We start from the raw sequence: 14,172 nt of genomic DNA on the forward strand, positions 1-14,172 counted from the left end.
GCGGCACGGGCGGGCTTCGTCATCGGTCGTCGGTCAGACCCTCTGCCACAGGGCCGGCGTGTTCGGTGGTTCCCAGCCCGCGAGGGACGTGTGGGCTTGGACGCAGCGGTAGTTGGCGCCGCCGTAGGTCACCTGCGACCCGACCGAGTACGCGGTGTTGGCCGACCACGTGCCGCCCACCGGGGGCTGCGTCGTGGTGGTCGGCGGGTTGGTGGTCGTCGGCGGGTTCGTCGTGGTGGTCGGCGTGCCGCCACCGGAGCCGACCTGGAGGTCGACGCACGAGTAGAACGCCATGGGCGTGTCGGCGATGTTCCAGATGGCCAGCAGCTTGATCCGGCCGGTCCGCCCGCCGAGGCTCACGTTGTGCGTCACGGTGGCCGCGGGCTGCCGGCCGCCGTCGTTGAACTCGGCGATCTTGCTGCCGCCGACGTAGTACTCCCACGTGCTCGTGGCGTGCCGGGCGGTGAGCGTCCAGTTGAACGTCACGTTGTTGCCCACCGAGGTGGTGGGCCACGCCCGGCTGTCGTCGTTGAGCACGGCGAACTGGGTCAGCCCGGCGTGGCAGTTGCGCTGGCCCTTGGGGCCTTCCACGCTCTGCGGCTCGTAGACGATGGCGCCGCAGTTCGAGACGCGGCCCTGCGCGCACATCGCCTGCCGGCTCGGCGGCGACGAGATGTAGCCGTGCGCGCTCGCCGTTCCCGCCGAGACGACGACGATGAACGGTGCGAGGCCCACGCCGGCGATGACCGCCGCGAGCTTGCGTTTCAGGCTCATGTGTCCAGCTCCTTCGGAGGGGACCCGAGGCGGGTCCCCAAGGCAGGGTCCATTTCCGCGGCGGCCGGATCATGCGGTGCGTGACGGTCCGTGAACGGCCCGCCACCCAAGCGATGTGGTCTAGACCATAATCGTGAACGTCGGGCCGGTCAAGGATGTGAACGGGCGCCGCCGGTGGGGATCGCCGACATCGACTCATTCGGCCCGATGGGTGTGATCCGCCGCGTCGTTGGCCGACACTGGCCGCATGGAGGAGCACAAGGTCATCACGGACGACGGCCGCGTGTTGTGGGCAGCCGAACTGGGGCGCTCAGAACCGGGGCGCGGCGAACCACTGGTGCTGTGCCACGGCGGCCCCGGGCTGTGGGACATGTTCGACGGGGTCGCCGAGCTGCTGGCCGCGCGGGTGCGGGTGATCCGCTGGGACCAGCGCGGCGGCGGCCGGTCCGAGCGCGGAGGGCCGTACACCGTGGCCCGGACGCTGGCCGACCTGGACGCCATCAGGGTCCACTTCGGACTGTCACAGATGGCTCTGCTGGGCCATTCCTGGGGTGCCGACGTGGCGTTGCACTACGCGCTGGAACACCCGGACCGGGTCTCGTCGCTGATCTACGTGGCCGGCACGGGCCTGGGGCAGGACTGGCGCGACGAGTACCGGCGCAACCGGGCCGAACGGCTCGGCGCTGAACGACCCGGCGCTGAACTCGGCGCTGAACCGCCTGACGGCGAGCCGGGCGGCAAGGTCGGGCGTGCCGCGGCGATCCGGCAGTGGACCGCGGACTTCGCCGACCCGTCGACCGCCCGGCGTCATGCCGAAGACCTGGCCACGCCGTGGTTCGGCGTGAACGAGGAGGCCAACGCCGCGTTGAACGCCGAGTCGCACGCGTGGGACGAGCAGGACCTGGTGGCGCGATGCCGGGAACTGGCCGTGCCGACGCTGATCGTGGACGGCGCGGCGGACGTGCGGCCCCGGTGGGCGGTGGACTCACTGGCCGAGGCGCTGCCGGACGTGGCACGGGTCGTGTTGCCCAGCGCGGGTCACGTGCCGTGGGTCGAGTCGCCCGGGTCGTTCGGGTGGGCCGTGCTCGCGCACCTCGCGCGGTAGGAAACCGGGCCGTGTCATGTCGACGCGCTGGGATCGCGTGACTACGTACGTTTGCGCTGGTCAAGGCTCTTCGACTGAGCTGGTCGGTGTTTCGGGGCGGCTGTGCCGATCGGCGCGTCAGAACGCTCGCGGCACGTCCGAAGACTGATCATGGGCGCGCTGCTGCATCAGCCGAGCGATCGGCCTACCACGCCACGAGTTGGCCGAGATCTGGTTGGCGTTCGGCTGGTCGCTGCAACGACCACACCGTGACGTCCCGCCGTCGGGGATGCGGAACCGCCCGGACCACCCTCCAGCCCTGACTCCGGTAGTAGCGCACCAGGCCGAGGTTGTCCTCGCCGACCGTGAGCACGCCCCGACGTACCCAGTCGTGCCCCTCCCTTGCTGCGTAGTCCAGTGCCCAGAACGCGATGAGCACGCCGAGACCCTGCCGCGTGAAGCGCGGGTCGGTGAGGGTGGACTGGAGGAAAATGGCGCGCTGTCCTCTCTCGTCCTCGCTCCAACCCATCAGCGGGGTCTCGCCCGAAGCGGTGGTGACGCCAACGATGCTGTTCATCGAGTTGCACAGCACCCAGGTTGGCCACTCGTCGTCGCCCACTTGGGCGGCCAGCTCGTCCGCGTTTCGATCCCAACCGGCCCACCGGCCATACCCGTTGTCACGCATCCAGGCCGCCCGTGCGCGAATCATCTTCGCGACTTCCGGACGGTCCGGTGCGCAGCCGGGACGTATCAAGTAGGCAGTTGTCGCTGTGGCGGTAGTCATCCCAGCAATCCTCGCAGACCCAATTCGAGCCGCAGGTAGCCGAACAGCCGCGTGTCGATCTTGCCGTCAGCCGCCGCGTTCCGAACCGCGCGGAGCCGGTCCGGGTTCACGAAACCGAGATCGACCAGCGGCGACTCGGCAAGGTACTCGTCCACGAGAGGCACACCGTAGTCCACCAATCCGCGCTCCATCACGTGAACGAAGTTCTCCCGGAGTCGCGGGTGCACCACGTCGTCGGAGAACCCCAGGCGCCTGAGGCGTTCGCGGGTAATGGCTTTGTCCAGCCGCCATTCAACCGGCAGTTGCTCGCCGAACCTGATCAAGCGCGGGGAGCACAACGGCGACAGTGGCCAGATTCCGGCGGCCATGAACTGAGGCGTGCGGCAGGCAAACCCCAGGTGTGTCGCTTCGTTGATCACGCTCGTGGGTGCGAGGTGCTGGTCAATCTGATCAAGAAGCCCGGCCGCGCGCGCTCCCAGCCAATCCGGCGGGGTGCTGTGGGGGTTGAGCCGACCCGGCACACGTCCGGTCAGATCCCACTCCTGGCCACGCAGTGCCACGAGTTCGTCCCCGCCGTCGCCCGTGTAGACGGTCGTGATGCCACGATCTGCAGCCATGGCCAACATCTGCCCGACAGCCTCGTAGTAGGGCTCGTCCTGTGGGTTGAGCGGGTCGCCGTGGACGCGGCCTCCGCTCGGGTGCAGCGGCGGCCAGTCGAGCGCTGCGGCCTGGAAGTCGCCAAATCCAACGAAGTCGATCATGGCTTGCCGACGTCGGGCCTGCTGCTCGCCGACCTCGCCTCCCAGCATCAGAGCGTAGGACTGGATCGAGCCGGGGTGAAGGGCTGCCAGCGTCATGGCGACGTTGGCGGAATCCATGCCGCCCGAGAGTTCCACGGCTGTCTGCTCGGGCTCCACCGCCCACAACTGGACGGCGTTGGACAGTTCCCTCTCGTAGACCTGCACGACGTCCACGTCGTCGCGAACCTCCCTGGGAATCGCGTGTAGCGCTCCTTCCGGGTAGTGCAGGGTCAAGCCCTTGATCTGGTCGAAATCCGCGGTCATTCGCTCGGTGATGTGCTTCACCGGCTCGAACAGGGTGTCCACCGCGTAGCGGTGGCGGCCGGCCAGAATGCGGGTCACGGTCAGGTGGTGCAACTGATCGAAACGCATGTAAGGGCGAAGATCGCCGTATGCCCAGGACCCGCGCACGTGGTCCCGCCCCTGAACGACGTACACAGGCGCTGTGCCCCACTGGCCTGCGTAAACGCGGTAGTTGCCGCGCTTGTCCCTCTCCACCAGGAAGAACTCGGTGGGTGAGCCGAGCAGCCTCGCCTTCAACGCAGCGTAGTCGGCAGTGGTGAGCACCATCAGGTCCGTGGTACCGAGTTGCGGTGACTTGGCGGCGCGTTCCCTGACCGCGACGAAGGTCGCCGTGCCGTCAGTCGCGGCGAAGTCTTCGAGGGCCGGGTGTCGGAACGGCTCGACCCAACTGGAACCGGAGGTCCAGCGAGCACCCGCCGGACGCCACGGCGGAAGACCTTCTTCGTGGAAGAGGGCGAACTTCAGCAAGGTGATGCCTCCAAGCGGAACGCCGGGGGTGGGCAGTGGTGCCCACCCCGAGCGCGGCGGATCAGATCTCGTCGTACTGGTTGCGGGTGTCGCTGCTGCCGCTCACCTTCGTGTACTCGCTGCCGAGCGACACGAGGGTCTGCTCACCGACGAAGACGTCCTCGAACTGGTCCATGTTTGCCTCCCCTCTGCATGTCGTGCCTGCGCTCACCTCAGCGAGGCGAGTTGCCCTTGTCCTCCGGTCGGTTGACCCGTACACCGCCCAACGGTCGCCCTGCTTGAACAACCTCGACCGATGGTTCCGCCACCGGGCTCCATTCTGGGTGGCCACTCCGTGACGCTGCGTTAAGCATGACCGACAGGTAGGCGCCGGGGGGACAAAGCGAGTTCAAAGGTGATCAGGAGTGGGGAAGCCACGGGATTGGGTGGCATCGTGGATGCAGCAAGCTGACGTGAGGAGCCAAGGCCGTGGACCTTGAACACTTCGGAGGCAATGCCGGCATCGGACAGCGGGTAGCACGCCTACGCAAGTTGCAGGACATGCGGCAACGTGATCTTGCCGAGAGAGCCCACGTCAGCCTCAGCCTGCTGAAGAAGGTTGAATCCGGACATGCGCCGGCGTCACCAGCGTTCACGACAGCGTGCGCCGCCGGGTTGGGTGTCGGGGTGACAGTGCTGACCGGTCAGCCTTACGAAGACTTGGCGACCGATCCCGGCGCGGACCGGGCAGCGATACCCGATCTGCGCCGTGCTCTCGACTCCCACGATGATCCTCGGCTCGATGAGCCGGTTTGGCACGTGGACAAGTTGCGAGCGGCAGTGAACGACGGTGAGGCGTTGCGCCGTAAGAGTCGTTACTCCCAGCTCGCGATGCGGTTGCCGCTACTGCTCCAACACCTTTACGCCAACCTCGCACAAGCGTCAGGTGTCGAGGCGACTGAGACAGCACACGCTCTGCTTGATGACGCGTACAGCTTGGTCAAGGCAATCACGTACCGGTTCGGCTACCTCGACCTCTCGGCGCTGGCCAGTGACCGTCTCGTCGCTTCGGCGGGCAAGTCCGGAGATCCCTTGCGCGTGCCAGTCGCAGAGTTCCGGCGCTCGTCCTTGCAGTTGCACCGAGGTGACTACGACCTCGGGATGCGGAGCGTGAACCGCGCCCTTGTGCAGGCTGAGGAGGTCGGCACACCTGAGGCGCTGGCTGTTGTCGCCCAGCTTCACCTCCGACAAGCGGTGTTCCAAGCGCGTGCGGGGAACGGAGGCGACGCGGACGCCCACATCGAAGAGGCGCGCAACATCGTGGCCAGGGGCGTGCCGGTGTCCCCTTACTTCGATGTTCGGGCCAACCTTGCCAACGTGGAGTTCCACTCGGTCGCGGTGCCGGTCGAAATGTCGGACGGCACGGCCGCGGTTGCCCGCGCCGAAGCGATGCTCGTTGACGACCGCGAAGAATCGACACGAGTAGGCCACCACCACATCGACGTGGCCAGGGCATGGATCTTGCACGGCAACCGCGAGAAGGCACTGCAGTCACTACAAGAGGCCCGCACCGTCTCACCGCAACAGACCAGGTATCACCCGTCAGTCCGAGAAACGCTGCACGCAATCGCTGCGACCGACGCACGCGCGACCGACTCGCTGGCAGGCTTCGCCAAGTGGGCCGGGGTGACCTTCTAACCGTTCAGGTTCACGACATGCCGTTGAGGGCCGAACGGGCGCGCGGCGGACGTGCGGCCCCGGTGGGCGGTGGACTCACTGGCCGAGGCGCTGCCGGACGTGGCACGGGTCGTGTTGCCCAGCGCGGGTCACGTGCCGTGGGTCGAGTCGCCCGGGTCGTTCGGGTGGGCCGTGCTCGCGCACCTCGCGCGGTGAATTGCGGTGAAAGGGGGCCGTGCCAGGCACGACCCCCTTCACCACCACAGGGTTGTCAGCAGTACAGGTTGTTGCCCGCCGGCACACCGAGGATGCCCACGAACCGCTGGTAGGCGTCGACGCGGCTCTGGACCTGCGCCGGGTTGCGCCCGCCGCACTCCAGCGACCCGTTGATGCTGCGGATCGTCTCACCGAAGCCGTGTCCGTTGACCATCGCGTTGTGCGGGGTCATCGTGCCGGGGCCGGACTGGGTGTTCCAGTACCAGAGGGCGGTCTTCCAGGCCACCGAGGCGTCGTTCTGGACCAGCCACGGGTTGGTCAGCAGCGGCAGGCCGAGTGCGTCGCCCGCCGCCTTGTAGTTGAAGTTCCAGCTGAGCTGGATGGGACCGCGGCCGTAGTAGGCCGCCTGGCCGGCGGGGCAGCCGTACGGTCGGCCCGCGTCGCAGTAGTGCGGGTAGTTCGCCTGGTTCTGCTCGACGATGTGCACCAGCCCGCCGGTCTCGTGGTTCGCGTTCGCCAGGAACGCCGCCGCCTCCTGCTTGCGGACGGTGTCCGTGCCGGTCTTGGCGAAGCCCGGGTACGCGCTGAGCGCGGCCGTGAGCCCGGAGTAGGTGTAGAACGCGTTCCTGTTCGGGAACATCTGCTGGAACTGCGCCTGGCTCACCACGAACCCGCCCGGTGCGGGGGTGCTGGTCGTGGTGGTCGGTGTCGAGCCGCAGGTGTGCGGGTTCCAGTACCAGGTGCTGATCGTCGGGTCGTAGCCCGGGTTGTCGTGCTCGGCGATGTAGTGCTTGCCGTCGGTGAACCGCACGATGCTGCCGGCGGTGTACCACCGGCCCTGCACCCACGCGGGGTAGTCGCAGGATGGCGGCGGGGGCGTGGTGCCGCCGCCGCAGACGCCCTGATCGGCCCAGACCGCGGCCGAGCCGGGGGTCTCGTTCTGGGTCCACCACTTGGCCAGCCAGTTGCGCCCGGCGTGCGACGCCGTCATGCCGTTCGTGTAGACGGCGGACGACGTCCAGGCGGACGCGCAGGCGGCCGCGGCAGCCGTGTTGGCCACCACGACGGTCAGTGCCGCCCCGAGAACGAAGGCGACGACCGCCGCCACTACGCGCATTCTCGACACAAGATCACTCATTTCCGTTCGAGCGCCCTCGGACGTGACGGGGGCCACTCAACCGGAAATGGTCTACACCAGTCAAGGGCGAAGGTCGAACTCCTCGCCCGTCCGGATCAAGCCTCGGACGGCTTCTCGGTGTGCTCCAGGAGCGCCGGGATCACCACGTCCCACACCCCAGGCGGCAACTCGTGTCCGGTGTCCTCCAGCACGAGCAACCGCGCCCCGGGCACCTCACGTGCCATCGCTTCCGCATGACCCAACGGCAACAACGGGTCCACGTCCCCATGGACGACCAACGTGGGCACCGTGATCGACCCCAACCGACCTCGCGTCGGCTCACCACCACCCACCTGGAAGTGGTTGGCACCGGCCGAGATGTCGCGGGCACGGTCGAACACCCGACCCGCGACCTCACGCGCCGCGGCGACATCCACCGGCCGCGGACCGGCGAACGGCCGCTCGGCCTCCACCAGGTACCGGACCACGGCCTCACGATCGGTCCAGTCCGGCGCAGGCGTTCCACCGGCCGCGAAGTGCTCCAGCAGCGCGGGAGTGATGGCCGGCAACCCGGGTCCACCCGGCCCGGCCGGACTGGTCGACATCAACGTCAACGACGCCACCCGCTCCGGGTAGTCGAGCGCCACGAGCTGCGAAATGCCCCCGCCCATGGAGATCCCCACGACATGCGCCCGGGACACCGCCACCGCGTCCAACACCCCGACCGCGTCCGCCGCGAGATCTGGAAACCCGTACCCGGGCTCACCCGCCGGATAGGTCACCGAACGCCCGGTGTCCCGGTGGTCGTACCGGATCACGTACCGCGCCCCAGCCGCCAACCGCGCGCAGAACCTGTCCGCCCACGACAGCAGCGACCCGGACGCCCCGGCGATCAGCAGCGCCGCCGGATCGTCCGGCGACCCGAACGTCTCCACACACAGGTCGACCCCGTTGGCCCGCACGATCCGCTCGGTCATCCGGCCACCGTAACGCCCACCACCGACACCACCTCCGCGCGTCGACACCGACCCATGACGGGTCGACGCCGGGCCCGATCGACGCAACGACCCGCCCACCCCGTTGCCCGGAACGGCGGATGGCCGGATCGCGAACGGACCCATGCCGCTGCGCCGGAACCGCGCCTCGACGAATCGAGACGCCCGCGTAGCCGACATCGACCACGATCTGCCACGCCCTCGCCACCGACTCCGGCACATCGCCGCTGACCAGCACCTCCGGCCCGCCGAACGCGGTCATCGACACAGCTCGCATCGCAGGGGCGCACCACCGGCCCTCACAGGCTGTGATGTCGGCTTGACTTCAGGTCAAAAGTCAGTCTTGTGAATGTGCCCCGAGTCACCCTAGAGTCCCTGGGAGCGCTCCCAGGGAGCGCTCCCAGAAGCGTCGTCAACCGTCAAAGCAGACGGAGGAGACCCAAGTCCATGAGATCGCTTCCTTCTCCCCGGTGGCGCCGTCAGGCCACCGCAGCACTAGCCCTAGTGGCGGTGAGCGGCGCGCTAGCGTCCGGAACGGCCCACGCGGCGGACTACGAACGCCTGATCAACGGCACCTTCGCCAGCGGCGCCGACCCGTGGTGGGCCAGCGCGGGTGTGTCGAACAGGGTCGTCAACGGTGAGCTCTGCGCCACCGTCACCGGCGGCACCGTCAACCCGTGGGACTCGCTGATCGGCCAGAACGGCGTGCCGTTCGAAGCCGGCCAGTCCTACACGATGTCGTTCGACGCGTACGCCTCGGTCGCCCGCCCGGCGGCGGCGGTCGCCGGTGAGGGTGTCAGCCCGTACCGGCAGATCGCCAAGCACGACGTCGCGCTGACCACGACCAAGCAGCGCTTCTCCTTCACCTTCATCTCGGAGCTGGACTTCCCGGATGCGGGTCCGGGGCAGGTCACGTTCCACCTGGGCGCGCAGGCGGCCGACACCACGGTCTGCGTGGACAACGTGTCGCTGATCGGTGGCGTGAAGCCGCCGGGCGGCGACCCGGCCGTGCCGGCGAAGAAGGTGAACGTCGACCAGGTCGGTTACGTGCCGGGCCTGCCCAAGCGCGCGACCCTGACCTCCGACGCGACCGCGCCGCAGACGTGGGTGCTGAAGAACTCGGCGGGCACCTCGGTGGCCACCGGTCAGACCGTGCCGAGGGGCAGCGTCGACCCCGAGTCGGGCGACTCCACGCACCTGATCGACTTCTCGTCGTACGACACGGCGGGCGCCGGTTACACGCTGACCGTGGGCACGGAGACGAGCTACCCGTTCGACATCGCCACCGCTGCGATCAAGAAGCTGCGGTACGACTCGATGGCGTTCTTCTACCACAACCGCAGTGGCATCGAGATCGAAGCGCAGTACGTGGGCGCGGAGTACGCGCGGCCCGCCGGTCACCTGGACGTCGCCCCGAACAAGGGTGACAACAACGTCCCCTGCCTCTCGACCGTCCCCTGCGGCTACACGCTGGACGTGCGCGGCGGCTGGTACGACGCGGGCGACCACGGCAAGTACGTCGTCAACGGCGGCATCTCGGCGTGGCAGGTGCTCAACACCTACGAGCGCGCGAAGCTGATCGGTGACGCCGCCGCCCTGGGCGACGGCACGCTGGCCATCCCGGAGAAGGCCAACGGGGTGCCGGACATCCTGGACGAGGCGCGCTGGGAGGTCGAGTTCCTGCTGAAGATGCAGGCGCCCGACGGCATGGTGCACCACAAGATCCACGATGCGAACTGGACCGGCCTGCCGATGCTGCCGCACCAGGACCCGCAGGCGCGGCGCCTGTCGGCGACGAGCACCGCGGCGACGCTGAACATGGCGGCCGTGGCGGCGCAGTCGGCGCGCATCTGGAAGACGATCGACCCGGCGTTCTCGGCCAAGGCGCAGGCGGCGGCCGTGAAGGCGTACGCGGCGGCGAAGGCGAACCCGAACAAGATCGCCGACCCGAACGACGGCACCGGCGGCGGCTCGTACAGCGACGACAAGTTGACCGACGAGTTCTACTGGGCGGCGGCGGAGATGTTCGCCACGACCGGTGAGGCGTCCTACCGCACCGACGTGACGTCGTCGGCGCACTTCAAGGGCGCCAGCCTGAACGCGCGCGGCTTCGACTGGGGTTCGACCGGTCCGCTGGGCGACATCACGCTGGCGCTCGTGCCGAACGGTCTGCCGGCGGCGGACGTCACGGCGATCAAGTCGGCGTTCACCACGGTCGCCGACGCGCACCTGTCGCAGATGGCGACGCAGGGCTACCCCGCGCCGTACAAGCCGACCACCGGTTACGACTGGGGCTCGAACGGCCTGATCGCGAACAACATCGCGGTGCTGGCGCTGGCGCACGACTTCACCGGAGCCGAGAAGTACCGGACGGGCGTGTTCGAGGGTCTGCACTACCTGATGGGCCGCAACCCGATGTCGTACTCGTACGTCACGGGCTACGGCGACCAGCCGGTGAAGAACGTGCACCACCGGCACTGGGCGAACCAGCTGGAGCCGACCCTCCCGATCGCGCCTCCGGGCGTCCTCTCGGGTGGTCCGAACAGCGCGTTGCAGGACCCGATCGCCGCGCGTCTGCTCGAGGGCTGCAAGCCGCAGAAGTGCTTCGTGGACCACATCGAGGCCTACTCGCTGAACGAGGTCACGGTGAACTGGAACTCCGCGTTCGCGTGGATCTCCAACTGGGCCGCGGAGAAGGTCACGACGGCTCCGCCGGTGGACACCACTCCCCCGTCGGTGCCGGGCACCCCGGTGGCGTCGGACATCACCACGACGAGCGTCAGCCTGACGTGGCCGGCGTCCACGGACGCGGAGAGCGGCGTCAAGTCCTACGACGTCATCGTCCAGGAGGCGGACATGCTGCGCGTGGCCGCCACGGTGACCTCGCCGTCGGCGACGGTGACCGGTCTGCGCGCGGACACCAGCTACCAGTTCTCGGTCATCGCGAAGAACGGCGCGAACCTGACGTCGGCGATGTCACCGCGGGTGACGGTGCGGACCAAGCCGGTCGTGGTGGCGAACTACTGCAAGGTGCGGTGGCAGGCCTCGTCCTGGTCCACCGGCATGTCGGCCAGCATCACCGTGACCAACACGAGTGGTCAGGCGTGGACCGGGTGGAAGCTCGAATTCACCATGCCGGGCTCGCAGAAGATCACCCAGGGTTGGTCGGCGAACTGGAGCCAGACGGGCCAGTCGACGTCCGCGACGAACGTGTCGTGGAACGGCAGCGTGGCCAACGGCGGTTCGGCCAACATCGGTTTCAACTCCTCGGGGTCGGGTGCGGGGGAGCCCACCGACTTCCGGGTGAACGGCCAGTCCTGCTCTAAGGGCTGACCGGATGACCGGTGGCGGGCTCCCCACGGTGTCCGCCACCGGTTCCATCACCTCTGCGCCACCGGCGGCCGGGTCACGCATCCGGCAACCGGTGGCGCAGTGCTGTGCGCGGTGTTGTGCCCGGTGCTTCGCTGTGTGGGGTGTTGTGCCGGGTGCTTCCCGATCACCGCTGGGAAATCCGCCTGCGCCGAGCGGACCGGTTCTGCTTACCTCGCACCATGACATCGGTCTGGGTGGGGTCCCGGGTGAGGTTGCGCGGCGTCGAGCCGGACGACTGGCAGGCGTTCATGCGGTTCACCGAGCATTCCGAGGACATGCGCGCGGTGGACCGGATCGACCCGCCGCGGTCCGCCGCCGCCCACCGCGAGTGGACCGCCAAGCAGGCGGTCACCGAACCCGACGGCGACCGGCTGTTCCTCGCGATCGAGGCGGACGGCGTGCTGGTCGGCACCCTGTCCACGCACGCGGCGGACCAGCGGGCCGGCCGGTTCGGCTACGGGATCGGCATCGGCCACGAGCACCAGCGGCGCGGCTACGCGGTGGAGGCGGTGGGTCTGCTGCTGGACTTCATGTTCTGTGAACGCCGCTACCGCAAGTGCGAGGCGGGCGTGTTCGCGTTCAACGAGCCGTCGCTCGCCCTGCACCGCAAGCTCGGGTTCCAGGTCGAGGGACGGTTGCGCGACCACGAGTTCTCCGCCGGCCGGCACCACGACATGGTGCTGCTGGGGATGCTCGCCGACGAGTGGTTCGCCGATCCCCGCTCACGGCTGGCCGACGGCCGGTCGTGAGGTGCGCTCACCGGTAGGCGTCCTGGCCCACCGGGCGGATCAGGATCTCGTTGACGTCCACCGTCGGCGGCTGGCTCACCGCGTACATCACGGCGCGCGCGACGTCGTCCGGCGCGAGCTTCGGGTCGGCCGCGCGGGACGGTGGGATGCCGCCGGTGTCGGTCAGCCCCGGCTGGACCAGCGTGACGCGGACGCCCGTGCCGACGCACTCGGCGCGGATGGCCTGCGCCAGCCCCGTCACCGCCCACTTGGTGGCCGCGTAGAGGTTCCCGGGCCGCACGCCGCGCCCGGCCGCCGAGCCGGTCAGCACGAGGTGGCCGCCGTGGCGCATCAACGCCGGCATCGCGGCGCGGGCGGTGAACGCGGGCCCGCAGACGTTCGTCAGGACCATGTCGCTCCACTCGGCGGGCGGCGCGCCGTCGGTCGTGGTGAACGAGGTGACCACACTGGCGCCGGCGTTGGCGAACACCACGTCGAGGCTCCCCCACTCCTCCTCGACCCGGCCGACCAGAGCGGCGACCTGGTCGAACGCCCGCACGTCGCACGAGGCCACCCAGACCCGGTCCGGACCGCCGAGCCGGGCGGCGAGTGCGGCCAGCGACGACGCGTCCCGTGACGCCAGGACCAGCCGGTATCCGGCCTCGGACGCCAGTCGCGCGGTCGCCGCGCCGATGCCCCGGCCAGCCCCCGTGATGAGGAATACCCCTGCTCCCATGCCCGCAGGCTACTGCTGATTGGATCAAGTCACCGGGTCGTGACAACGTCGGAGCCGGTTGCGGCGTCATCACACCGTAGACACCTGATTGGGGGAACATGGGCATCAATCGCAGGTTCGCGTTGGGGCTGGGCTCGGTCGCGGCGGCGAGCGCCGTGCTGGGTTCGACCGCCGGAACGGCGCAGGCGCAGACGACCGAGGCGGAGTGGGACGCGCTGATCCCGACGACGGCCGACCTGGCCCGGCGGAAGATCGCGTGGAAGTACGCGTCGCAGACGGCGCGGTCGGGCGGCACGTGGTCGTCGTACATCGGCGTGGCCGATCCGAACGGCGTGGTGAAGCCCGCCGTCGAGGTCGACGCGGACCGCGTGGTCGAGGCGTACAGCGTGAACAAGATCGCGGTCGCGGTGGCCGTGCTGGACAAGGTCGACCGGGGCCTGATCACGCTGGACCAGCGGGTGGACGTCACGCAGGCGATCGTCATCCAGGACACCGACGGGATCTTCGCGCTGGACGGCGCGTACCCGAGTTCGATCACCGTGGGGCACGCGCTGGCGGCGCTGCTGACGGTGTCGGACAACACGGCGGTGCGGCTGTGCGGGCTGGTCGTGCCCGCGTTGGAGCTGAACGAGATCCTGCGGTCCAAGGGCTTCGTGCACACGCAGGTCGTGCCGGTCGCCAACCCGAACCGGTTCTTCCTCGGCACCACCACGCCTCGGGAGACGTTCACGCTGCTGCACCGGCTCGCGGCCGGTGAGCTGCTGTCGCCGGAGTCCACGGAGCACCTGCTGATGGTGCTGCGGTCGCTGACGTCGTTCACCGACGGCATCCGGCTCAACCTGTCGTCCGCGGAACGGTTGAACGTGGCGACGAAGGCCGGTTGGTTCGAAGACGGTCGCAACGAGGCCGGCATCGTGTTCGACGCGGCGGGCAAGCCGATCATCACGTTCGCCCTGTTCGCGTCCGGCCGGTTCGTCGGCGACCAGGCGGCGAACGCGGACAACTACAGCGCGACCCACCCGGCGCTGCGAGCCCGAGCGTCCCTGGGGCGGGCGCTGTACGACTCGGTCCTCCGCATCACCGCCACCACCCCGCGCACGTACCGCGCCCAGCCGTACCGCCCGACCAACGGCGGCTGA

The 14,172-nt window shown here is 69.0% G+C and carries 12 protein-coding genes; 6 read left to right on the top strand and 6 right to left on the bottom strand.

The features are described from left to right. Positions 1 to 33: 33 nt before the first annotated feature. Positions 34 to 774: a lytic polysaccharide monooxygenase gene (locus F4560_RS21580; RefSeq protein ID WP_184922590.1), complete on the bottom strand. Its 741-nt coding sequence runs from the start codon at positions 772 to 774 to the stop codon at positions 34 to 36. 247 nt (positions 775 to 1,021) lie between these two features. On the opposite strand from F4560_RS21580, the gene F4560_RS21585 reads away from it, so the two are divergent. Next, positions 1,022 to 1,879: an alpha/beta fold hydrolase gene (locus F4560_RS21585; RefSeq protein WP_184922592.1), complete on the top strand. Its 858-nt coding sequence runs from the start codon at positions 1,022 to 1,024 to the stop codon at positions 1,877 to 1,879. A gap of 184 nt (positions 1,880 to 2,063) precedes the next feature. Here the strand turns inward: F4560_RS21585 and F4560_RS46675 are convergent, their stop codons facing one another. Together F4560_RS46675 and F4560_RS21595 are read right to left on the bottom strand one after the other, a co-directional pair. After that, positions 2,064 to 2,642 (bottom strand): GNAT family N-acetyltransferase, encoded by a 579-nt coding sequence (locus F4560_RS46675; RefSeq protein ID WP_376775325.1) that lies wholly within the window; start codon positions 2,640 to 2,642, stop codon positions 2,064 to 2,066. After that, positions 2,639 to 4,213 (bottom strand): asparagine synthetase B family protein, encoded by a 1,575-nt coding sequence (locus F4560_RS21595; protein WP_184922596.1) that lies wholly within the window; start codon positions 4,211 to 4,213, stop codon positions 2,639 to 2,641. Before F4560_RS21595 ends, F4560_RS46675 begins: the two co-directional genes overlap by 4 nt. A 468-nt stretch (positions 4,214 to 4,681) precedes the next feature. Between F4560_RS21595 and F4560_RS21600 the strand changes: the two genes are divergently transcribed. Together F4560_RS21600 and F4560_RS45705 are read left to right on the top strand one after the other, a co-directional pair. Beyond that, positions 4,682 to 5,890, top strand: a complete 1,209-nt coding sequence (locus F4560_RS21600) for a helix-turn-helix domain-containing protein (protein ID WP_184922598.1) — start codon at positions 4,682 to 4,684, stop codon at positions 5,888 to 5,890. 69 nt (positions 5,891 to 5,959) lie between these two features. Continuing rightward, positions 5,960 to 6,085 (top strand): hypothetical protein, encoded by a 126-nt coding sequence (locus tag F4560_RS45705; RefSeq protein WP_281391946.1) that lies wholly within the window; start codon positions 5,960 to 5,962, stop codon positions 6,083 to 6,085. Positions 6,086 to 6,140: 55 nt separating this feature from the next. Here the strand turns inward: F4560_RS45705 and F4560_RS21605 are convergent, their stop codons facing one another. Continuing rightward, entirely contained in the window at positions 6,141 to 7,202 is a 1,062-nt protein-coding gene (locus tag F4560_RS21605; protein ID WP_246477865.1) for a glycoside hydrolase family 19 protein, read from the bottom strand. Between the two features lie 116 nt (positions 7,203 to 7,318). Then, positions 7,319 to 8,179 (bottom strand): alpha/beta fold hydrolase, encoded by an 861-nt coding sequence (locus F4560_RS21610; RefSeq protein ID WP_184922602.1) that lies wholly within the window; start codon positions 8,177 to 8,179, stop codon positions 7,319 to 7,321. Positions 8,180 to 8,707: 528 nt separating this feature from the next. On the opposite strand from F4560_RS21610, the gene F4560_RS21615 reads away from it, so the two are divergent. Together F4560_RS21615 and F4560_RS21620 are read left to right on the top strand one after the other, a co-directional pair. Continuing rightward, on the top strand, positions 8,708 to 11,530 hold the full coding sequence (locus F4560_RS21615; RefSeq protein WP_312869406.1) for a glycoside hydrolase family 9 protein: 2,823 nt from the start codon (positions 8,708 to 8,710) through the stop codon (positions 11,528 to 11,530). Positions 11,531 to 11,748: 218 nt separating this feature from the next. Continuing rightward, positions 11,749 to 12,318, top strand: coding sequence for a GNAT family N-acetyltransferase (locus F4560_RS21620; protein ID WP_184922606.1), 570 nt, complete (start codon positions 11,749 to 11,751; stop codon positions 12,316 to 12,318). A 7-nt stretch (positions 12,319 to 12,325) separates the two neighbouring features. Here the strand turns inward: F4560_RS21620 and F4560_RS21625 are convergent, their stop codons facing one another. Continuing rightward, a complete protein-coding gene (locus tag F4560_RS21625) occupies positions 12,326 to 13,033 on the bottom strand; it encodes an SDR family oxidoreductase (RefSeq protein WP_184922608.1) in 708 nt (235 codons plus the stop codon). A 98-nt stretch (positions 13,034 to 13,131) separates the two neighbouring features. On the opposite strand from F4560_RS21625, the gene F4560_RS21630 reads away from it, so the two are divergent. Beyond that, a complete protein-coding gene (locus tag F4560_RS21630; RefSeq protein WP_184922610.1) occupies positions 13,132 to 14,172 on the top strand; it encodes a serine hydrolase in 1,041 nt (346 codons plus the stop codon).

Source organism: Saccharothrix ecbatanensis (assembly GCF_014205015.1).
Taxonomy (GTDB): domain Bacteria; phylum Actinomycetota; class Actinomycetes; order Mycobacteriales; family Pseudonocardiaceae; genus Actinosynnema; species Actinosynnema ecbatanense.